We start from the raw sequence: 20,319 nt of genomic DNA, 5'->3' as shown, positions 1-20,319 counted from the left end.
GGAGCAGCAGACATGAGCGACACCGACCACGGCATCGACCATGCCGACGACCACGTCTATCTCTCCCTCGCCGAGGGGCACGACGACGGCAGTGACGCCCGCTGGGCCTTCGGCACCGGGTTCGAGGACCCCCTGTACGGCGTCGACACGACCGTGCCCGACGGCGTCGACGCGGGCGAGCTGGCCGCGACCTGCGTCGAACTCGCCGACGACGCGCTGGTGTCGGCCCAGCGGCTGGCCCAGTGGTGCACCCTCGCCCCCGAGCTGGAGGAGGAGGTCGCGCTCGCCAACATCGGCCTCGACCTGCTCGGCCAGGCCCGTCTGCTGTACGCGCGCGCGGGCCAGGTCGACGGCACCGGGCGCGACGAGGACGCGTACGCCTACTTCCGGGACGTCGGCGACTTCCGCAACGTACGCCTGGCCGAACTGCCCATCGGGGACTTCGCGTTCTCGATCGTGCGGCTGCTGGTGCTGTCCAGCTGGCGGCTCGCGCACCTCGATCGGCTCGCCGCCCATCGCGATCCGGTGCTCGCCGCGATCGCCGCGAAGGGCGTCAAGGAGCTGACGTACCACCGGCAGTACGCGGCCGAATGGGCCGTCCGGCTCGGCGACGGCACCGATGAGTCGCACCGCCGGATGCGCACGGCACTCGACCAAGTCACGCCGTATCTCGGCGAGTTGTTCACGGCGTACGACGTCGAGGGCGAAGTCGTCGAGGTGTTGCGGCAGGTCACCGAAGCCGCCGGGCTGCCCATGCCGCAGATTCCGGCAGCGCACGGCGCAGGGCGCGACGGACGGCACACCGAGCATCTCGCCCCGCTGCTCGCCGAGTTGCAGAGCGTGGCCCGCGCCCACCCGGAGGCGACATGGTGACCACGTCCGTGTCTGTGACCGGGATCGAGGACGTCCGGCGTGCCCGGAGCATCGCCGAGCGGGTGCCCGACCCCGAGCTGCCCATGCTGACCCTGGCCGACCTCGGCGTCCTGCGCGACGTGGAGGTGACCGGGGACGGGACGGTGGTGGCGAGCCTGACCCCGACCTACTCGGGCTGCCCGGCGATGGCCGAGATGCGCGCCGCCGTCGACGCCCGGCTTCGGGCGGCGGGGTACCCGCGCGTGGAGATCCGTACGGTGCTGACCCCGCCGTGGACCAGCGACTGGATCACCGATTCCGGTCGCCGCAAGCTCACCGAGCACGGCATCGCCCCGCCCGGCGCCGCACCGCAGGGCCCGGTCGCCCTCTCGCTGCTGCCCACCCGGCGCACAGTGCCCTGCCCCCGCTGCGGCTCGGCGGACACCGAGGAGACCTCCCGTTTCGCTGCCACGTCCTGCAAGGCCCTGTGGCGCTGCCACGCCTGCCGCGAGCCGTTCGAGTACGTCAAGGAGATCTGATGGCCGCGCCCACCGCCCCGACCACGGCCTCGGCAGCCACGCCCGCCCCTGTCCGCCGCCGCCCGGTCTTCCACGCCCTGAAAGTCGCCGACGTACGACGGCTGTGCGCGGACGCCGTAGCCGTCGGCTTCGAGGTGCCGGCGGACCTGGCCGCCGAGTACGCCTTCGCGCCGGGGCAGTCGCTCACCCTGCGCCGGGAGTTCGAGGGGCGCGAGGAGCGGCGGTCGTACTCGATCTGCGCCCCGGCCGGCGAACGACCCCGCATCGGCGTACGGGTGGTGCCCGGCGGCCTGTTCTCGTCCTGGCTGGTCGACGAGGTGCGCCCGGGTGACCTGCTCGACGTGATGACCCCTACCGGCGCCTTCACGCCCGACCTGACCGTCTCCGGCCGCCACGTCCTGATCGCCGCCGGCTCCGGCATCACCCCGATGATGTCGATCGCCGAGTCGGTCCTGGCCGCCGACGACCGCTCACAGGTCACCCTCCTGTACGGCAACCGGCGTACGGACACCGTGATGTTCGCCGACGAGCTGGCGGACCTGAAGGACCTGTACCGTACGCGCTTCCAGCTGGGGCACGTACTGTCGCGTGAGCCGCGCGAGGCCGAGCTGCTGTCGGGGCGACTGGACGCCGAACGGCTCGCCGCACTCCTCGCGGGCCTCGTCGACGTCCCGGGCACCGACCACTGGTGGCTGTGCGGACCGCACGGCATGGTCCGCGACGCCCAGCAGCTGCTGGCGGAGCTGGGCGTGCCCGCGCACCGGGTCCACCAGGAACTCTTCTACGCCGACGACCAGCCGGTCCGTCAGGTCCGGCACACGGACGCGGTGGCCGAGGGCCCGGTGAGCCGGGTCACGATCACCCTCGACGGCCGCTCCACCACGACCGCGCTGTCCCGGGACGCGACCGTCCTCGACGGGGCCGCGCGCACCCGGCCGGACCTGCCGTTTGCCTGCAAGGGCGGCGTCTGCGGCACCTGCCGGGCGCTGGTCACCTCGGGCGAGGCGGACATGCGCCGCAACTACGCCCTCGAACCCGCGGAGGTCGCTGCGGGCTATGTCCTGACCTGCCAGTCGTTCCCGGTCTCGGAGACTCTGACGATCGACTACGACAGCTGAATCCAAGGGTTTGGCGGGCCGTGCTCAGGCAACTCGACCGACGTGACCCCTACAACTACGCCAACCACGCAACAGGAACTCTTCCGGTTCCTGGAGGACCGTTTCGTCTGTGCCCAGGCGTGCACCGAGGGCGCGCGGGCGTGCGCACTGCGCGCGAGTCTCGCGGACCCGGACGGACCTCCCCACGAGGCCCTCGCGCGCCGCAAGGGCATTCTGTGCGCGGAGGTGTGCGACGCGACGTGCCGGCTGCTCTCCGAACAGGCGGACCTCGACGAGGCTGCCCTCCGGGTCCAGCTGGAGTGGTGCAGCACGGTCTGCCTGGAAACCGCCCAGGTCTTCGACGACCACCCCGGTGGTGAGGACACGGCGAAGGCCTGCCGGGAGTGCGCACAGGCGTGCACGGACTTCGCATGGACGCTTCGGACACCGGGCTCCGGGCACGACGCCGGGTGAGACGCGGCGTTCCGTGAACCCGCGGGTTCACACCCGCGCCGTTCCCCGGCCGTTGTGCGGTGCGCCCCGCCTACTCCTCGTGAGGCGCGCCGAACTGCCCGCCCAGCCGCACGTTCCAGCGTCCCGCCCGGCCGCTCAACTCCGTTGCCGTCAACGGCGGAACGTCGATCCGCCAGAACGCCGACTCGGGCGCCCCCAGCGCCCGTACCGTCGCCGCGCGTACGACCTCCGGCTCGACGACCGCGACGGACCGGCCCGTGACCTGCGCTGCTGTGTCGTCCAGCCATTGGGCGACCCGATCGCAGAGCGCACCCACCGACTCACCGCCGTGCGGGGACGATTGCGGATCCGTCAGCCACTGGGCCAACGCCTCCGGTTCCTTCTCCGTCACCTCGGCCAGGGTCGCGCCGCGCCAGCGGCCCGCGTCCAGACCCGCCGGGCCCGGCACCGGACCGACGTCGAGGCCGAGCGCCCGAGCCGTCTCACGGCAGCGCGCGGTGGGGGAGACCCAGACCCGGGAGACCGGCGGGAGAGACCCCGCCGCCGCCCGCGCGAGCCGCAGGCCCGAGGCGTCCAGGGGGCAGTCGTCGTCGAAACGGGCCTCCCGCAGGGCCGCACTGATCGCCGGTGAGATCAACATCACTCGGCTCGTCATCCGGTCGCTCCCGCGCTCATTCTGCCCCAATGCTCTTGTCATGTACGGCACTTGAGGCAGCGTACGGCGCACCGGCGCGCCGTACGCCGTCCCGCGCGCCCTTGGCCGCACCCCCGCTTCGCGGTACCTTCTCGTCGATATTGACGACGGTTCGACGGAAGCCGGTGGGAATCCGGCACGGTCGCGCCACTGTAAGCCCCGTACGCACCCGCCCGGTGCGGTCCGGGGGCAAGTCAGACCCGTGACTGTCGTCCTCTGCACCACCGATACGGGACGCGAGTTCCCCCAGGAGGTCCTGTCATGGCACAGTCCGCAGTCCAGCCGACCGCCGCGCCCACCGCCGTACCCGAGAAGCTGCCGATCGGTGCGATCGCCCCCTGGGCGGTCTTCTTCGGTGTGCTGATGCTGGTGCTGCTCTACTTCGTCGGCGCCGAACAGGGTGCCACCTCCCTGGTCTCCGGCGAGGGCGTGCACGAGTGGGTGCACGACGCCCGTCACCTGCTCGGCTTCCCCTGCCACTGACGAAGACAGGGAAACGTACGAGCTCATGAACTCCACCACTGTCAGAAACCTCCTGGTCCGCGGCATGCTCGCGGGCCTGGTCGCGGGCGTGCTCGTCTGGGTCGTCGCGTACCTCCTCGCCGAGCCGCTCGTCGACGACGCGATCGCGTTCGAGGAGATGCACGAGGCCCACAGCGGGCATGCCGAAGAGGCTCTCGTCTCCCGTGCGTTGCAGTCCACCGTGGGTCTGGGGACCGGTGTCCTCGTCTACGGCGTCGCGTTCGGCGGTATCGCCGCCCTCGCGTACTGCTTCGCGCTCGGCCGGATCGGCCGCTTCGGGCCGCGCGCGACGGCGCTGCTCCTCGCGGGGGCCGGACTGCTCGCCGTGTACGTCGTGCCGTTCCTCAAGTACCCGGCCAACCCGCCCGCCGTCGGCGACCCCGACACCCTCAACCAGCGCACCGCGCTGTTCTTCCTGATGGTCGCGCTGAGCGTGCTGCTGGCCGTCGGCGCGGTGATCCTGGGCAAGCGTCTCGCACCGCGCCTGGGCAACTGGAACGCGACGCTTGCCGCGTGCGCCTTCTTCGTCCTGGTCGTGGGACTCGCGTACGCCTTCCTGCCGTCGTTCACCAACGAGGTCCCGCAGGGCTTCTCCGCGAGCCTGCTGTGGAGGTACCGCGTGGCCACGCTCGCCATCCAGGCGACGATGTGGACCGCGTTCGGCCTGGTCTTCGGACTGCTGGCCGAACGGCTGCTCGTACCGAAGGCGGCAGCGGCCGTCGGGGCGAGTGGCGCCGAGCCGCAGGCGGCTCCCGCGGCGCACTGAGCAGTTGACCGCACTGCCCCGAGGGGGTCCCGGACATCCGGGACCCCCTCGGGCATGTGCGGACCTGAGCGTGCACCACCATTCCCAATTTCTGGAACACGTTCTACCGTGTGCGCCGACAGGTCCGGCCTTGGGGAGCCAGCAGGAGGCGCCGTGCATCTCGAATACACGCCCGAGCAGCAGCAGCTGCGCACCGAACTGCGCGCCTACTTCGCCGAGTTGGTGCCGGACCGCGCCTACTCGCGGTTCAGCGACCATGTCGCCCAGAAGCGCTTCTACCGCGAGACCATCCGCCGTCTCGGCGCCGACGGCTGGCTCGGTGTCGGCTGGCCGCAGGAGTACGGGGGGCGCGGGCTGTCCCCGATGGAACAGTTCATCTTCTTCGACGAGGCCGCGCAGGCGGGCGTACCACTGCCGCTGATGGCGCTCAACACCGTCGGCCCGACGATCATGCGCTACGGCAGCGAGGAGCAGAAGGCGTACTTCCTGCCGAAGATCCTCGCCGGTGAGATCGACTTCGCGATCGGCTACAGCGAGCCGGAGGCGGGCACCGACCTGGCCGCCCTGAAGACGCGGGCGGTACGGGACGGCGACGAGTACGTGGTCAACGGCCAGAAGATCTGGACGACGAACGGTGACACGGCGGACTGGGTGTGGCTGGCCGTGCGCACGGACCCGGACGCCCCGCCGCACAAGGGCATCACCATGCTCCTCATGCCGACCACCGACCCCGGCTACTCCTGCACCCTCATCCGCACCCTCGCCTCGCACGACACCACTGCCAGCTACTACGAGAACGTCCGTGTCCCCGTCGCCCACCGCGTCGGAGAGGAGAACCAGGGCTGGCGGCTGATCACCAACCAGCTCAACCACGAGCGCGTCACCCTGGCCGCTCACGGCACGATGGCCATCCGTTCCCTGCACGACGTGCAGCGCTGGGCGATGGAGACCAAGCTCGCGGACGGCCGCCGCGTCGTCGACCTGCCGTGGGTCCGCCGCCGCCTGGCCCAGATCCACACCAGGCTGGACGCGATGAAACTCCTCAACTGGCAGATGGTGAACGCCGTCCAGGAAGGCACCCTCACCCCCCAGGACGCCTCCGCGGTCAAGGTGTACGGCTCCGAGGCCCGCCGCGAGGCCTACGCCTGGCTCCTGGAGATCGTCGCCGCCCCGGGCGCGCTCAAGGAGGGCTCGGCCGGCGACATACTCCACGGCGAACTGGAACGCGGCTACCGCTCGGCGGTGATCTTCACCTTCGGTGGCGGCAACAACGAGATCCAGCGGGAGATCATCTCGTGGATCGGGCTGGGGATGCCGAGGGTGCGGCGCTAGAGCCGAGCCGAGGCCGTTGGGGCGAGGATCTGTGGTTGGCACAGGAAAGGGACGGCCGGCGCCGACGACGGCGGCTCGGTCTGATCGGCGCCGCATCGGTCAGTGTGCGCCCACTGCGCGACGCTCGGGTTCTCCATCCCGGGCACCCCTGTAGCGCGTCCGGCCGGCCCGTCGGCGTGGGCCGGCCGGAGGGCCGGTGGCGACGTCAGGGTGCGAAATGAATCCCGCCCTCATCCGCCGACAGGGGATCAGGGGGTCAGTGCGTCGATGAGGGCCTTGGTGACGTCTTCGGTCGTGGCCGTGCCGCCGACGTCGCGGGTGAGGATGCCTGCGCCTGTCGTCGCCTCGATGGCCCTGTTGAGACGGGCCGCCTGGTCGGGGAGGCCGAAGTGCTCCAGCATCAGTGCGGCGCTGCCGACCGCGCCGATCGGGTTGGCCAACCCCTGGCCGGCGATGTCCGGGGCGGATCCGTGGACCGGCTCGAACATGCTGGGGAAGCGGCGGTCGGGGTTGAGGTTGGCGCTGGCGGCGAGGCCCAGGCTGCCGGCCAGGGCGCTGCCGAGGTCGGAGAGGATGTCGGCGTTGAGGTTGGAGGCGACGACGACGGAGAGGTCCTCGGGCTTCAGGACGAACTTCGCCGACATGGCGTCGACCAGGACGCTCTCCGTCTCCACGTCCGGGTAGTCGAGCGCGACCCGCTTGAAGACGTCGTCCCACAGGACCATGCCGTACTGCTGGGCGTTGCTCTTGGTGACGGAGGAGACCTTCTTGTGGGCCCTGGTGCGGGCCAGGTCGAAGGCGAACCGCATGATCCGCTCGCAGCCCACCTCGGTGAACAGAGCCGACTGGATGGCGACTTCACTGCCCTGGCCGCGGCCGGAGAGGTTGCGGCCGCCGAGGCCGGCGTACTCGCCCTCGCTGTTCTCGCGTACGACGACCCAGTCGAGTTCGGTGTCGTCGGCCTTGCGCAGCGGGCTGACGACGCCCGGCAGGAAGTGCACGGGACGGACGTTGGCCCACTGGTCGAAGTTCTGGCAGATCCTCAGGCGCAGGCCCCAGAGGCTGATGTGGTCGGGGACGTTGGGCCAGCCGACGGCGCCGAAGTAGATGGCGTCGAAGTCCTTGAGCTGGTCGAGGCCGTCCTCGTCCATCATCTTCCCGGTGCGCTCGTAGTACTCGCAGCCCCAGGGGAACTCCTCCCACCGGAAGGCGAAGGCGCCGCCGGAGTCCTCGGCCAGGGCGTCGAGGACGGCACGTCCTGCGGCGACGACCTCCTTGCCCACGCCGTCGGCGGGGATGGCGGCGATACGGAACGTGCGGGGTGCGGTCATGGCTGCCTCCGGCTCACTGTCGTGCGGTCTGTTCCGAGTCAACACACCGGCGTCGGGGCACGTCCAAGACCTGCTTCCGATACGACCCATAGGCGCACCCGATCGGTTGCGCGTCACCCTTCCTGAGCGGTTCGCCGGGACCGTCGCTCGGCCAGGGACCTGGTGAGGGCGAGGAAGGCGCGGGCCGCGGGAGTGAGGTGCGCGGGCAGGCTGACCATCGCCACGTGAAGGTGTGCCGTCGGTTCGATGGGGGCCACGACGGCTCCGCAGCGGCGCGCCAGACGGGTCCAGGAGGAAGGCAGGACGGCGACACCCACCCCCGTCAGGACGAGCGGGAGGATCGAGGTGCGGTGGTCGACGACCGTGACGATCTCCGTGCCGGTGCCGCCCGCGGTGACGTCGTCGACGATGCTGCGCATGAGGCTGCCGGTGCGGGAGGCGATGAGCTTCTGCCCTGCCAGGTCCCGGGGCCGGATCGTGACGTCGTCCTCGATCGCCCCGCCGGGCGCCGCGACGACCACGAACGGCTGGTCCTCCACGTCCAGGACGTCGAGCCCGGACGGGTTGAGGGGGCTGGACGAGCCCAGCAGGCCCAGCTCGCAGGCCCCGCTGCGCACCAGGGACACGACCTCGTCGGGGGTGAAGGCGGCCTGGGTGCTCACCGTCACGGACGGGTGCAGCTCCGCGAACCGGTGGATGAGGGTCGTCAGCGGCTCGATGCCGGGCGAGGGCATCGTGGCCACCTCGACCGTGCCGCCGTGCAGCCCGGCGAGCGCGGCGGCGGTGTCGCGTACGGCGGCCAGGTCCCGTAGGACGCGGCGGCTGGGCTCCAGCAGTTCCGTGCCGGCCTCGCTGAGGACGACACCGCGCCCCACCCGGTGGAAGAGGGCCACCCCGAGGTCGGCCTCCAGGTTGGCCATGGCCTGCGACAGCGACGGCTGGGCCACATGGAGCGCGGTGGCGGCCTTGCTGAAGCCGCCGTGCTCGACGATGGCCAGGAAGTACTCCAACTGCCGCGCGTCCACGGTGCCTCCGCCGGTTGATCTGTCCTGGGGCAGGGCCAACATAGACCGATCGGCAATCGGGGGCGGCGTCACGGGCCCGTGCAGGCACTCCCTCAGTCCCGCTTCTCTCTCCCCAGCCAATCGCCGGTCGGCCTAGTCCGCCCGATCCATGTATTCCGCCTGGGCCGTTTCGTCCGCGCGCCCGCCGATCCAGCGGTCGCCGAGCGTCCGCCCGCACCGCGTGAGCAGTCGCGCGGACAGCGCGCTGTCGTTCGCGCAGTCCTGGTCGGTCAGCTCCGTCAGAGCCTGTACGGAGCTGAAGTGTGCGGCGGCGCGTTCGGCGGGCAGGGTGCAGCGGCCGGCGACGGCGTGCACCGCGACGCCCTGCCGACGGGCCCGCCGGGCGAGCGCGACAGGCAGCTTGCCCGACAGGGACTGCTCGTCGAGGCTCCCTTCGCCGGTCACGACGAAGTCGCTCGCGGCGAGCAGCGCGTCGGCGCCCAGCAGGGTGAGGAAGTAGTCGGCCCCCGAACACACCCGTCCGCCCAGCAGCATCCCGGCATATCCGAGCCCACCGGCCGCCCCGGCCCCGGCGGAGCGTGCGAGGCGGGACGCGTCCGGGACACCGGCCGCGTCGAGTCGTCGTACGAAGGTGCCCAGAGCCGCGTCCAGTTCTCGTACGTCGCGCTCGGAGGCCCCCTTCTGGGGGCCGTAGACGGCGGCGGTGCCCGTCGGTCCGAGCAGCGGGTTGTCCACGTCCGTGGCCAGGACCAGGTCGACCCCGGCCAGCGCGGCACGGGCCGGGGCGAGATCGGCCGTGTGGACGTCGGCGAGTCCTTGGCCTCCGGGGCCTATTGGGGTGCCGTCCGCGCGGACCAGTACCGCGCCGAGGGACTGGAGCAGACCCGCGCCTCCGTCGGTGGTGGCGACCCCGCCGAGGGCGAGGACGATGGTGTCGACCTCGCCTGCCAGGGCGTACTGGACGGCCTGCCCGATGCCCCGGCTGGTGGCGGTCAGTGGTGCCTTGCGGCCCTCCGGGAGGACGCCGAGGCCACAGACGGCCGCTGCTTCGACCAGGACCGTACGGCCGTCGATCGCGACGGGTGCCGTGACGGGCCGCCCGGTGGGTCCGCTGACGATGACCGTCTCCGCGCGGAAGCGGCCCGCGCAGGCGGCGGCGACGCTGCCCTCTCCTCCGTCGGCCAGGGCGAGTCGGGTGACGTGGGTGTGCGGGGCGGCTTCCCGCAGCCCGCGCTCCAGCGCGCGGGCCACCTCGTCGGCGCTGAGGGAGCCCTTAAACTTGTCCGGGGCGATCAGGACGGACGTCATCAGGGGGCCATCTCGGCGGTCTGAGCAGCGGGGGGCGCGACGGCCGGGCGGTGCGTCTCCAGCCCGGCCCCGGCCTTTTCGGACTCGGACTCGGCTTCGACGTCGGCTTCGGCCTCGGTGGTCAGTGGTGGCTCGCCCGCCTTCCCGGCCAGCACCACCCGAGCCCGCTCCAGGTCCAGCCCGTTCTCCCACCTGGCGACGACCAGGGTGGCCACGGCATTGCCGAAGAAGTTCACCAGGGCCCGGCACTCCGACATGAACTTGTCGATGCCGAAGATCAGCATGATGCCCGCGGCCGGGACGGAACCGACCGTCGACAGCGTCGCGGTGAGCGCGATGAACCCGCCGCCCGCGACGCCCGCCGCACCCTTGGACGTCAGCAACATGACGGCCAGCAGCCCGAGTTGCTGGCCGACGGAGAGAGACGTGTCGGTGGCCTGGGCTATGTAGAGGGTGGCGAGCGAGAGGTAGATCGCCGCGCCGTCGAGGTTGAAGCTGTAGCCGGTCGGCACGACCAGGCCGACCGTGGAGCGCTCGGTGCCCATGAACTGCAGCTTGCGCATCAGCCCGGGCAGTGCGGGCTCGGCGGTCGAGGTGCCGAGGATCAGCCAGAACTCCTCCTTGAAGTAGCGGAAGAGCTGGAAGATGTTCAGCCGCACATACAGGGCGAGCACCCCGCCGAGCACCACCACGACGAACAGGGCCGAGGTGACGTAGAAGAGGACGATCAGCGAGCCGAGGCTGGTCAATGTGGACAGGCCGAACTTCCCGATGGCGTACGACATCGCGCCGAAGGCGCCCAGCGGCGCGGCCTTCATCACGAAGGACAGGACCTTGAAGACGACCTCGGTCAGTCGCCCCACGGCCGCGATGATCGGCTCACCCGTCTTTCCCACCATCTTGATCGCGATACCGAAGACGACGGCCAGGAAGATCACCTGAAGGATCTTCCCCTCGACGAACGGGCCGAAGAAGCTGTTCGGCACGATGTTGGTGAGGAACTCCCACCAGTGCTGGTGCTCGCCCGTCTCGACGTACTGGCTCGCGTCTCCCGACGTCTGCAGCGTCGCCGGGTCGGCGTGCACGCCGTCGCCGAGCCGGAAGATGTTGATCGCCACCAGGCCCGTCAGCAGCGCGACGATCGTGCCGGCCTGGAAGTAGGCCAGCGCCTTGATCCCCGTGCGGCCGACCTTCTTCAGGTCCGCGACCCCGGCGATACCGCCGATGATCGTCAGGAAGACGATCGGGCCGATCAGCATCTTCATCGCGGTGATGAACGTCGTGCCGATCGGCTCCATGTCGGTGGCCAGATCCGGCCACCGCCAGCCCAGCACGATGCCGATCACGATCGCCACCAGCACCTGAACGTACAACTGTCGGTACCACGGCTTCGCCGCGATACGCGCGGCTTGTTCGGCTCGTCCGTTGCCCGGGGTATGCGTCATTGCAGCCTCCCTGATCGCGCGACACCGAGCCCGATCGGTCCGCGCCAGCTTTGGGCCACAGTGAACCGGCCCCGCTTCAGGGGGTCCACGACCAAAAATCGATGCCCCGTATAGGCGTGGCCTATGTATTCCTCTCCCGGGCCTGACGGATGCCGACAACCCGCGACCGCTACGGGGAAGTCCTTTGTCTTCTGGTGATTCTGAAGCGGTACGGGCAGGGTGGGCGGGATGACAGACAGTTCCGACCCCGTTCCTGCGGATGCAGACGACCGCCAGGTGATGGAGCGCATCCTCGGTCGTCCCTTGAGCCAGACGTGGCCGACCGGCGCATTGGCACCGGGTAGCAGGGTCACGGTCGTCAGGGACCCGGACTGGGACGGTCCTTGGCAGGTCGAGTTTCCCGGAACGATCGACGCCATGGGTGCGCCTGTACCCGACGAACATGCTCGTGCGCTCAGTGGCGAGCTTCTGTACCGGGTCGACTTCGACACGCGGCAGTACGACAGCGGCGGGGACGGCCCCTATCGCAAGGCCCGGATCTGGGGTCGGTACCTGCGGACGGAGCCGGAGCCCGAAGAACAGGGATGCGGCCGGTCAGGTCGGCGCGCTCGAATCCTCCGTCGGACGGGGTGGCTCACCTGGGCATTCGCCGGACGTGGGGGCGGCCTTCGTCCGATCACGGCTCCGGCCGAGGCGCGCACCCACCATGACCGGGCAACGGCCAGCATCGATCGCCGGCCACACGATCCGAGACCGTGGTACTAGGCCCATCTGCCGAGACCACCTAGGACCAGGGTCGGGTGCCGGCACGGCTCCGCGTCGTTAGCCTCGGACACGGCCACGCTCACACGTGCCGCTCCGGACCGGACTCCGTCGCCCGCCCTATGCACCCCTGTGAACCGGATGGCACACCGCCGGCGCCCATGGACGCACCCGAGGAGAGCGATGACCGCCAACGAATACGGTGGATCGCGGACGGAAGCGTGTACGCACAAGTGACAGGAACGCCATGACGGACGGTTCGGGTGACGTCTCCACCGAGCGGGCCGATGCCGCCCGCAACCGTGCCCGACTGCTGGCGGCGGCGGCCCTGCTGGTCGCCGAGCGAGGGGCCGATCACGTGACGATGCAGTCGGTCGCGGAGGCCGCCGGGGTCGGAAAGGGCACGCTCTTCCGCCGTTTCGGCGACCGAGACGGTCTCCTGCTCGCCCTCCTCGGTGAGGCGGAGGCGGAGTTCGAGGCGGTGTACACGGAAGGCCCTCCGCCGCTGGGTCCGGGCGCACCCGCGCGGGACAGACTGGCGGCGTTCGGCTGTGCCCTGATGGAACGTATCGCCGCCGACGTGGACATGGGTGCCGCACTGGGACGTCAGGTGGTCCATGAACGTCGCAACGCCTCCGTCATCGGCCGCGCCTTCCATTGTCACGTCTCAACCCTCCTGAAAGAAACGGGAGTTGACGGCGACCACGAGATGCTCGCCCACGCCCTGCTCGCCTTCGTGAACTTCGAGACGGCGGACTACCTGCACAAGGAGTGCGAGGTCCCCGTCGCACGCCTTCAGGCCGCCTGGGTGGATCTGGTGCGGCGTGTGACTCGCGTCTAGCGGCCCGACCATTCGACACTCGCCGTTCCGGCAGGTCCTCGACCACAGCAAGCGGGTCGCCGACATCGCGGCCCCGGTCGGCACGGTCGGTCCCTGGGCGCACATCTCCATGGGGGTGGGCAGGCGGCGACAGCCGAAGCAGTCGACTTCGGGCTGGCATACGCGCGAGGCCATGAGCCGTCCGACCGCGCGCCGGTCCGCCTGTTCGTGATGGGTGAGGAGAGCCGGCGCGACTTCCCGTCCTGGCCGCCGCCCGCTTGCAACACCGCTCTCGAAGCCCGCCCGGATGTCCTCACCTGCACAACTCCCGTACTGGACAAGGGTGTCGAGGTGATCGGCGAGGTCGAAGCCGAGGTCTTCTTCCGCTCCGGCCTGCCGTCCGCCGACGTTTTCGTCCGCCTCTGCGACGTCGACGAGCAGGGACGGTCCACGCCACCGCATCCGCGTCCAGATCTCCAGCGGTGCCTTCCCCCGCAGCAACCGCAGGAGACCGTCAGAGACCGGACGCCTGGCCGTTCAGGATGGCGGTGACGGTGTCGTCGTACGCCGCGAGGACACCGAGGAATCCGGTCCGGCCCCACAGCGCCAGCCCCAGAGCGGCGACGAACACGGCTGTCGCATGCACGGCCCCCAGGAGGTCCTGGCCCGGCAGCGCCCGCAGCGCCGACTGGTCCCCGTGGGCCCAGGCCCGCGCTGCCTCGGCGATGGCGAACTCGTAGTGGGGCGGGGCGGCAGTGGCCACCTCGTCGGCGTGTTCGACCAGTTGGCCGGCCGTCCACTGCCCGCCGGTCACCCCGACGATGCCGACGGTGGAGTGCAGCAGGCCGCTCAGGACGGTGTACATCTCCGTCCAGGCGGCTGGGTCCAGACCGGCCATGGCGTCCTGCACCGCGATGGCGTCACGTTCCGCGTAGCCGCGGACGATGTCCACCGCCCGGTAGCCGGGGGACTTCTGCACCGCTTCGCTCATGCGTTCACACTATGGTCGCCCGACGGAGCGGGAATCGGTCTCCCGGCGCACTGTGCCTCGGCACAAAGCACTAGGACCAATGGCCCTCGCACGTGAGTGGCGGTTCCGTGAAGCGGAACGAAGGGTTCATTCGCCTGTGCGATCATTCGCCCGTGAAAGCACCTTCCAGCTCTTCCTCGGGTGGATCCCTCACCGAACGCGACGCCAAGACTCGCGGATTCGCAGCCGAGTTCAGGGACGCCGTTACGTTCCGGGCCTTCGGGCTCGTGCTGGGCGGCCTGCTCGTCCAGCTCGCCTTCGTCGTGTCCTACGTCGGGGCCTTCCACTCGCCCACGCCGCACCGGATCCCGGTCGCCGTCGCGGCTCCGCAACAGGCGTCCGCGAAGATCGTCGCCCAGCTGAACGCCCTCGACGGCGATCCGGTCGAGGCCACGGCGGCACCGAGCGCCGCGGTCGCCCGGAGTTGGGTCCTCATGAGGAAGACGGACGCCGCCTTCCTCTTCGACGCGACCGGCACCAAGGACACCCTCCTGGTCGCCTCGGCGGGCGGGCCGTCGGTGTCGCAGACCGCCACACAGATCGCCCAGAAGATCGAGACGGCACAGAAACGGCAGATCGACGTCACCGACATCCGGCTCCCGAACGCCGGGGACGGCCGCGGTATGACGTCCTTCTACCTCGTGCTCGGCTGGGTGATCGGCGGCTATCTGACCGCGACGATCATGGGCATGGCGGCGGGTTCCCGGCCCGCCAACAGGCACCGCACCCTGATCCGCCTCGGCGTCCTCGTGCTGTACGCGGCCGTGTCGGGGATCGCGGGAGCTGTCATCGTGGGACCGGTGTTCGACGCGCTGGGCGGTCACTTCTGGACGCTGAGTGCCATCGGCACCCTGGTCGTCCTCGCCTCGGCGGCGACGGCACTCGCCCTGCAGACCCTGCTGGGTCTCCTGGGCACCGGCGTGGTCATCCTGCTCTTCGTGGTGCTGGGCAACCCGAGCTCCGGCGGTGTCTACCCCGCGCCGCTGCTCCCGTCGTTCTGGAGCGCCATCGGACAGGCGCTGCCGCCGGGAGCCGGTACGACCCTGGTCCGCAACACGGTGTACTTCTCGGGTCACGCCACCACACAGGCGCTCTGGGTGCTCGGTGCCTACGCGGTGGGTGGGGCGGTGCTCGCCTGGGGCGCCTCCTGGCGGCACGAACTCCGGCACGCCGACGGGGATGTCGAGGGTTCGACGGGCGTCGCGTCATCCGAGCCGGCGCCCGAGCCTTCCTCCGCCGGCTGAGTCACGGCACGCCTGCACCGGAGTCCACAACTCGCGCTCAGGCCCCCGTGCGGCGGATTCGCCCGGCTCGCGTACGAACTCCTCGTCGGCTGCCCACCGGTTCAACGAGACCGACCTGGCCCGGCTGGATCCTGACCGGCGGGAGGCCGACGTGCAACGGCTCCGTACTCAAGGCGGGTTGGAGCGCTCATCGGCGGAACGTCAGTCGGCCGAGGGGCCGGTCCCGCTCTATCGGTGGGAGGAGTTGCTGATGGCCTGGCGCCCTCGCCGCCCATGAAACGGCGGGGCGTCGGTCGTGCCATGAGATGAGGACGTGGCGTCGGCCGGCGGGCGGTACCCGGAGTTGGCGGCGAGCAGGTCGACACCCAGCGGGGTGAGCGCGTGCACCACCGTGTTGCGGTCTCGAACCGACGCGAGCAGGCCCGCCTCGCGCATGATCCTGGCGTGCTCGCTGGCGGTCGCCGCGCTCACCCCCATGCGGCGGGCCAGCTCGGTGGTGGTGCACCCGCTCTCCACCGTTCGCAGGACGGCCGCCCGTCCCCTGCCCAGCAGGTTCGCCAGCGGCCGTTCCCTGGACGGGCCGCCGTACTGCCCCTCCCACCAGCCGGCACTGCGCGCCACCGGGTAGGTCAGCACGGGCGGCAGAGTGGGGTCGACCAGAGTAATCGGCCTGCGCCAGCAGAACACCGACGGCACCAGCAACAGCCCGCGCCCCTCCAGATGCACGTCCCGGTCGACCGGGTAGTCCGTCTCCAGCACGGGCGGGCGCCAGTGGATCGTCGGCCTCAACGAGCCGAGCAGGGCCTCCGTGCCCCCGGTGAGCAGGGCCCGCGCGCGCAGCGCGCGGTCGGCCTCGACCTGGGCGCGTACGGCGGGCCAGAACGGGGCCAGCGCGGAGTCGAAGTAGCCGTGCAGCGCCCGCCCCAGGTCCCGAAGTGCGGCGGGCTCCCCGTCGGCGATCGGGCGCAGCCATGTCGGCGCGGAGTCCATGAGCCCGATCTCGGCGCGCAGTCGGCGTCTCGGTGTGGTCAGCACCGCTTCGATGCCTTCGGAGACCCCCTGGGCGGCCTCGGGCGGGTTGAGGAAGTCCGGAGAACTGCCGTGAGGCGGGGCGATCGTGCGCATCAGGCGCAGTTCCTGGCGGGGCAGCCGGCCCAGTCGGCTGCGGGCCTGGTCGCGCCAGTGCGAGAAAACCGCCTGGCCCTGGTCCTTGGCGAGGAGATGAGCGCTGAGCACGGTCTCCCATAACGGGTCGGGTTCCCGGGCGACCCGGGTTTTGAGCAGGTCGTCCTTGGTGAAATGCAGCCTGAGCACGTGGCCCCCGTGATCGGTTCCGGCAGATTCCTCGCACGGCGGTGACCGTCCCTCCGCGGTGGCGCCGGAGGGGTTGCCGTCAGGCGTGACAGGTGTCGGACAAATAGCCCCGCGAGTCCCGTTCCATCCAGAGCATCCCATGCATCACCACAGGGTTGACCAGACCGAAATTACGCCGAAAAGCCGATGCCGCAGGAGGCTGCGTCTTTAGGCCGGTGCCTAAAGACATGGCGCCTCCGGCGTCGGCTGGGCAGTCTCGGGGGCGAGCCGACTTCGCCAACCGCCACAGGCCGCTGACCGCAGGCCGGAGCCGGAGAGGAGGACTCCATGGGCAGCACGGGGGACACCGCGTCGGGACGTCTGTTACTGGCCGCCGTCTCGGGACTTCTGGCCCTTGCCATGGCCGCCTGCGGTCCGAACGGGGAGGGTCCGCGGGCGCGGGCGGAGCAGCCGGCGGGGACGAAGCCTGCCGTAACGGAACAGCCGTTGACGGCGCGGGAGAAGTCTTTGCTGTACGAGGCCGAACAGGCCATGGTGCAGAGCTGCATGGCCCGCAAGGGATTCCAGGTGTGGAAGGTGCCGGAGAATCCGGTGCCCGAGGACAAGTCGTTCCCGTACGTGGTGGACGACGTGGCCTGGGCGCGGCGGCACGGGTACGGCAGCGACGTGCGGTGGCGTATCGACCAGGTGCGGCGCTCCGATCCGAACCGCCGTTACCTGCAAGGTCTGCCGCCCGACCGCAGGACACAGGCGGTCGACGCCTACAGCGGAAGAACCGGGGGACTGGAGGTGCGCCTGCCCACCGGCGTGACCGCGGGGCGCAGTACCGACGGCTGCCTGGCGGAGACGGAGGGAAAGCTCTACGGCGGCCTCGGGAACTGGTTCCGGGCCAAGGCGGTGACGGACTCGCTCGGGTCGATCCGCCGGACCGACGTCTTCGCCGATCCCAGGTTCCGCGACTCCACGCGGGAATGGGCGGCGTGCATGCGCGAACACGGTCACCGTTACGCGGATCCGGGCCAGGCCCGCGCGGCATTCGCCTCCGGCAGGGCCGAGGACCGGAAACAGGAAGTGCGTACGGCGGTCGACGAAGCACGGTGCGCGCACAGCTCCGGGCTGTCCGCCACCGCACGGCGGCTGGACGCCCGTTATGACAAGCGCCTGCAGAAGAAGTACCGCGCGGCGGTGGACAGCCGCCTCCGGCTGGAGAGGGCCGCCCTTCTGCGGGCCCGTGCCGTTCCCTCCGGGCACTGACCGCGCGACCACGAAACCGACCATCAGGGAGACAGTCATGTCCGCATCACCCAAGAAGATCGGCACCGCCCTCGCGGGGTTCGCCCTCGCGGGGTTGAGCGTCCTCGCCGCACCGGGTATCGCCGGCGCCGCCGCACCCCCCGCGCCCGCCCCCGACTCGAAGTCCGCCACCGCCGCCGCGGCGCCCTCGGTGGCGGCAGCGGACGGCAACTTCTACGCCTGGGACGGCGCGAACAGGACGGGCAAGTACTGCGCCTGGGTCGGCGACGACACCAACTGGTCCACCTGCTCGCCCGGCGGGAACATGCGCAACCAGGCGGGCTCGATCGAGAACCGCGGCTACCCCGGCTCCTACTCGCGGGTCCACGTCTACTGGGACACCGCCTACGGAGGCACGTACGCCTGCATCGAGAACGGCTATTACTACGCCGACCTGTCGCAGTGGTACTTCCAGGTCGCCGGCCCCGGACAGGGCGAGACCCTGAACAACAACATCTCCTCGCACAAGTGGGCCAACGACGCCTGCATCTGACCGGCACCGACACCCGGGGCGCGGCCCGCGCGGACTCCGCACGGGCCGCGCCTCCGCCGGTTCGACGCCAACCTCCAGAACGTGTCAAGGACCATCTGCAGCACCCGGCAGGCCGGTTGACCCGGCTGGTATGCACAAGCCGTCACGCGGACGGCCTCGAACCGCTCGTCAACCTGTGAGTCCCGCGTCGCGGGCCAGCAGGGCGGCCTGGACGCGGTTGGTGACCTCCAGTGCGGTCAGGACACGGCTGACGTGGGCCTTGACGGTGCTCTCACGCATGGCGAGGCGGGTGGCGATGTCGGCGTTGGTGTCGCCGTGGGCGAGCAGGGTGAGCACATCGCGTTCGCGTGGGGTGAGCCGGTCGAGCCGGGCCTTGGCGGCGGTTGCATCGGGCTGGTTGGCCGCGTGATAGCGGTCGATGAGACGGCGGGCCGCGGTGGGGTGGAGCATGGCCGAGCCGGCGGCCACCAGGTGGACGGCGCGCAGGATTTCGGCGGGGTCGGTGTCCTTGAGCAGGAAGCCGTCGGCTCCGGCGGCGAGGGCGTTGTAGACGTACTCGTCGAGGTCGAAGGTGGTCAGGGTGATCACCTTCGGCGGGTGGGGGAGTGCTCGCAGTCGGGCGGTGGCGGTGATGCCGTCCATGCGGGGCATGCGTACGTCGACGAGTGCGACGTCGATGCGGTGGGCGGTGGCCTGCTCGATGGCGGACAGGCCGTCGGGGGCCTGGGCGACCACCTCGATGCCGGGGTCGCCGTCGAGAAGGTCGGCCAGGCCGAGGCGGACCAGGGCGTCATCGTCGACGATCATGGTGCGGATCATGTGCGGGTGCCGTTCTGCTCGATGCCGGCGGGGTGAGGGATGCGTGCGGCCAGCCGCCAGGCGCCCGCGCCGGCCGGCCCGGAGTCCAGGTGCCCACCGAGGGCGGTGACCCGTTCGCGCAGGCCGACGAGTCCGTACCCGCTGCCGACCGTGTCCGTGCGGGGAGTGCCAGGGGGATTGGTGACCTCGACGAGTGTGGCGGGCGGCCCGTAGTCGATGCGTACGGTCACCGGAGCGCCGTCGGCGTGCTTGCGGGCGTTGGTCAGTGCCTCCTGGACGACGCGGTACACGGCCAGCCGGTGGGTGGTGGGAGCCTGCTCGGGAAGGCCCTCGGTGGTCAGCTCGATCTGCTGGCCGGCGGCGCGGGCCTCGTCGGCCAGTTCCTCCACTTCCCTCATCATCGGCGTGAGGGCTGAGCCGGCCGGTGTGGCGTCGGGGTCGCGCAGTACACCGAGGACGTCGCGAAGATCGGTGAGGGCCTCGACGGACGTCGTGCGCAGCAGTCCGAGGCGTTCGGCGACCGGTGCGGGCAGTGTGTCGCTCCTGGTGACGAGGACACCGGTGTGCAGGGCGATCAGGCTCAGACGGTGGGCCAGGACGTCGTGCATTTCGGCGGCGATACGGGACCGTTCCGTGATGCGGGCCGCCTCCTCGCGCAGCCGCGCCTCGACGCTCAGGTGCTCGACGTCGGCCGCCAGCGCCAGGAGCAGTCGGCGCCGGCTGCCCAGCCACAGCCCGACGAGCACGGCCAGCACCGGCAGGACCACGGTGGCCGCGTAGGACTGGCCCGTCCACAGGGAGGTGTCCCGGTAGCTGAACAGGTTTGCGCCCAGCGCGGCGACGGCACAGGCCACCGCGATGCGCGCCCGGCGGTTCACGGCCAGGTCGTACAGGACGACCGCCAGCATGGGCAGCAGCAAGGAGCCCCACCACGCCGTGGCCACGGTGACCAGCAGCGGCGCGGCGGGCCATCGCAGCCGGGGCACGAGCAGAGCCGCTCCGCACACCAGCGCTGTGGCTGTGACAGGGGCCAGGTGGCGCCCTTGGACCGCCACGTCGTTGAGCAGGGCAGCCAGCACGCACAGAGTTACGAGAAACCCACGCCCGTACGCCGCCCATCTGCGGCTTTCTCTGCTGCTCACCTGCGTCATCCTAGGCA

The 20,319-nt window shown here is 70.8% G+C and carries 21 protein-coding genes and 1 riboswitch; of the genes, 12 read left to right on the top strand and 9 right to left on the bottom strand.

The features are described 5' to 3' along the window. Positions 1–12 precede the first annotated feature (12 nt). From paaC to OHN74_RS02830, 4 genes are read left to right on the top strand one after another with little or no spacing between them, the layout of a single operon-like run. The gene (gene paaC, locus OHN74_RS02845; protein ID WP_327692913.1) at positions 13–873 is read left to right on the top strand and encodes a 1,2-phenylacetyl-CoA epoxidase subunit PaaC; all 861 of its coding nucleotides are present in this window, start codon (positions 13–15) and stop codon (positions 871–873) included. After that, positions 867–1,391 (top strand): 1,2-phenylacetyl-CoA epoxidase subunit PaaD, encoded by a 525-nt coding sequence (gene paaD, locus OHN74_RS02840; RefSeq protein ID WP_327692912.1) that lies wholly within the window; start codon positions 867–869, stop codon positions 1,389–1,391. Before paaC ends, paaD begins: the two co-directional genes overlap by 7 nt. Continuing rightward, entirely contained in the window at positions 1,391–2,509 is a 1,119-nt protein-coding gene (paaE, locus tag OHN74_RS02835) for a 1,2-phenylacetyl-CoA epoxidase subunit PaaE (protein WP_327692911.1), read from the top strand. Before paaD ends, paaE begins: the two co-directional genes overlap by 1 nt. Positions 2,510–2,551: 42 nt before the next feature. Then, positions 2,552–2,962 carry a ferredoxin gene (locus OHN74_RS02830; RefSeq protein WP_327692910.1) on the top strand — a complete coding sequence of 137 codons (411 nt, stop codon included), beginning with the start codon at positions 2,552–2,554 and terminating at the stop codon, positions 2,960–2,962. A 70-nt stretch (positions 2,963–3,032) separates the two neighbouring features. Here the strand turns inward: OHN74_RS02830 and OHN74_RS02825 are convergent, their stop codons facing one another. Then, positions 3,033–3,617, bottom strand: coding sequence for a histidine phosphatase family protein (locus OHN74_RS02825; RefSeq protein ID WP_327692909.1), 585 nt, complete (start codon positions 3,615–3,617; stop codon positions 3,033–3,035). A gap of 131 nt (positions 3,618–3,748) precedes the next feature. Next, positions 3,749–3,880: riboswitch (cobalamin riboswitch) on the top strand. Positions 3,881–3,917: 37 nt separating this feature from the next. Here OHN74_RS02825 and OHN74_RS02820 point away from each other — a divergent pair. The 3 genes from OHN74_RS02820 to OHN74_RS02810 all read left to right on the top strand — a co-directional run bounded on the left by OHN74_RS02820 (position 3,918) and on the right by OHN74_RS02810 (position 6,276). Continuing rightward, positions 3,918–4,139 (top strand): CbtB domain-containing protein, encoded by a 222-nt coding sequence (locus OHN74_RS02820; protein WP_327692908.1) that lies wholly within the window; start codon positions 3,918–3,920, stop codon positions 4,137–4,139. A 25-nt stretch (positions 4,140–4,164) separates the two neighbouring features. After that, positions 4,165–4,944 (top strand): CbtA family protein, encoded by a 780-nt coding sequence (locus OHN74_RS02815; protein WP_327692907.1) that lies wholly within the window; start codon positions 4,165–4,167, stop codon positions 4,942–4,944. A gap of 153 nt (positions 4,945–5,097) precedes the next feature. Continuing rightward, positions 5,098–6,276, top strand: a complete 1,179-nt coding sequence (locus tag OHN74_RS02810; protein ID WP_327692906.1) for an acyl-CoA dehydrogenase family protein — start codon at positions 5,098–5,100, stop codon at positions 6,274–6,276. Between the two features lie 248 nt (positions 6,277–6,524). Here OHN74_RS02810 and OHN74_RS02805 read toward each other — a convergent pair whose 3' ends face one another. The 4 genes from OHN74_RS02805 to dctA all read right to left on the bottom strand — a co-directional run bounded on the left by OHN74_RS02805 (position 6,525) and on the right by dctA (position 11,385). Next, positions 6,525–7,607: a tartrate dehydrogenase gene (locus tag OHN74_RS02805; RefSeq protein ID WP_327692905.1), complete on the bottom strand. Its 1,083-nt coding sequence runs from the start codon at positions 7,605–7,607 to the stop codon at positions 6,525–6,527. Positions 7,608–7,720: 113 nt separating this feature from the next. Further along, a complete protein-coding gene (locus tag OHN74_RS02800) occupies positions 7,721–8,632 on the bottom strand; it encodes a LysR family transcriptional regulator (RefSeq protein WP_327692904.1) in 912 nt (303 codons plus the stop codon). A gap of 132 nt (positions 8,633–8,764) precedes the next feature. After that, complete coding sequence (locus tag OHN74_RS02795) at positions 8,765–9,940, bottom strand: glycerate kinase (RefSeq protein ID WP_327692903.1); 1,176 nt, start codon at positions 9,938–9,940, stop codon at positions 8,765–8,767. Next, positions 9,940–11,385 carry a C4-dicarboxylate transporter DctA gene (gene dctA, locus OHN74_RS02790; RefSeq protein WP_327692902.1) on the bottom strand — a complete coding sequence of 482 codons (1,446 nt, stop codon included), beginning with the start codon at positions 11,383–11,385 and terminating at the stop codon, positions 9,940–9,942. Before dctA ends, OHN74_RS02795 begins: the two co-directional genes overlap by 1 nt. A gap of 1,009 nt (positions 11,386–12,394) precedes the next feature. Between dctA and OHN74_RS02785 the strand changes: the two genes are divergently transcribed. Beyond that, entirely contained in the window at positions 12,395–12,988 is a 594-nt protein-coding gene (locus tag OHN74_RS02785; RefSeq protein WP_327692901.1) for a TetR/AcrR family transcriptional regulator, read from the top strand. A 210-nt stretch (positions 12,989–13,198) separates the two neighbouring features. After that, a complete protein-coding gene (locus OHN74_RS02780; protein ID WP_327692900.1) occupies positions 13,199–13,519 on the top strand; it encodes a CocE/NonD family hydrolase C-terminal non-catalytic domain-containing protein in 321 nt (106 codons plus the stop codon). Here OHN74_RS02780 and OHN74_RS02775 read toward each other — a convergent pair. After that, positions 13,482–13,958, bottom strand: a complete 477-nt coding sequence (locus OHN74_RS02775; RefSeq protein ID WP_327692899.1) for a hypothetical protein — start codon at positions 13,956–13,958, stop codon at positions 13,482–13,484. The two genes, OHN74_RS02780 and OHN74_RS02775, sit on opposite strands and share 38 nt — an antisense overlap. A gap of 152 nt (positions 13,959–14,110) precedes the next feature. Here OHN74_RS02775 and OHN74_RS02770 point away from each other — a divergent pair, with 152 nt between their 5' ends. Then, complete coding sequence (locus tag OHN74_RS02770) at positions 14,111–15,241, top strand: DUF3533 domain-containing protein (RefSeq protein WP_327692898.1); 1,131 nt, start codon at positions 14,111–14,113, stop codon at positions 15,239–15,241. 228 nt (positions 15,242–15,469) lie between these two features. On the opposite strand, the gene OHN74_RS02765 is transcribed toward OHN74_RS02770, so the two are convergent. Then, complete coding sequence (locus OHN74_RS02765; protein ID WP_327692897.1) at positions 15,470–16,555, bottom strand: DUF5937 family protein; 1,086 nt, start codon at positions 16,553–16,555, stop codon at positions 15,470–15,472. Positions 16,556–16,882: 327 nt separating this feature from the next. Here OHN74_RS02765 and OHN74_RS02760 point away from each other — a divergent pair, with 327 nt between their 5' ends. Both OHN74_RS02760 and OHN74_RS02755 read left to right on the top strand, forming a co-directional pair. Continuing rightward, positions 16,883–17,809, top strand: coding sequence for a hypothetical protein (locus OHN74_RS02760; protein WP_327692896.1), 927 nt, complete (start codon positions 16,883–16,885; stop codon positions 17,807–17,809). A gap of 37 nt (positions 17,810–17,846) precedes the next feature. Next, on the top strand, positions 17,847–18,341 hold the full coding sequence (locus tag OHN74_RS02755; RefSeq protein WP_327692895.1) for a peptidase inhibitor family I36 protein: 495 nt from the start codon (positions 17,847–17,849) through the stop codon (positions 18,339–18,341). Positions 18,342–18,509: 168 nt separating this feature from the next. On the opposite strand, the gene OHN74_RS02750 is transcribed toward OHN74_RS02755, so the two are convergent. Both OHN74_RS02750 and OHN74_RS02745 read right to left on the bottom strand, forming a co-directional pair. Next, entirely contained in the window at positions 18,510–19,160 is a 651-nt protein-coding gene (locus tag OHN74_RS02750) for a response regulator transcription factor (RefSeq protein ID WP_327692894.1), read from the bottom strand. Continuing rightward, a complete protein-coding gene (locus tag OHN74_RS02745) occupies positions 19,157–20,311 on the bottom strand; it encodes a sensor histidine kinase (RefSeq protein WP_327692893.1) in 1,155 nt (384 codons plus the stop codon). Before OHN74_RS02745 ends, OHN74_RS02750 begins: the two co-directional genes overlap by 4 nt. Between the last annotated feature and the right edge of the window lie 8 nt (positions 20,312–20,319).

This window comes from Streptomyces sp. NBC_00459, from assembly GCF_036013955.1.
In the GTDB taxonomy this organism is placed as follows: domain Bacteria; phylum Actinomycetota; class Actinomycetes; order Streptomycetales; family Streptomycetaceae; genus Streptomyces.
Note: the sequence above shows the minus strand (reverse complement) of the source record. Positions and strands in the feature narration are given on the sequence as shown.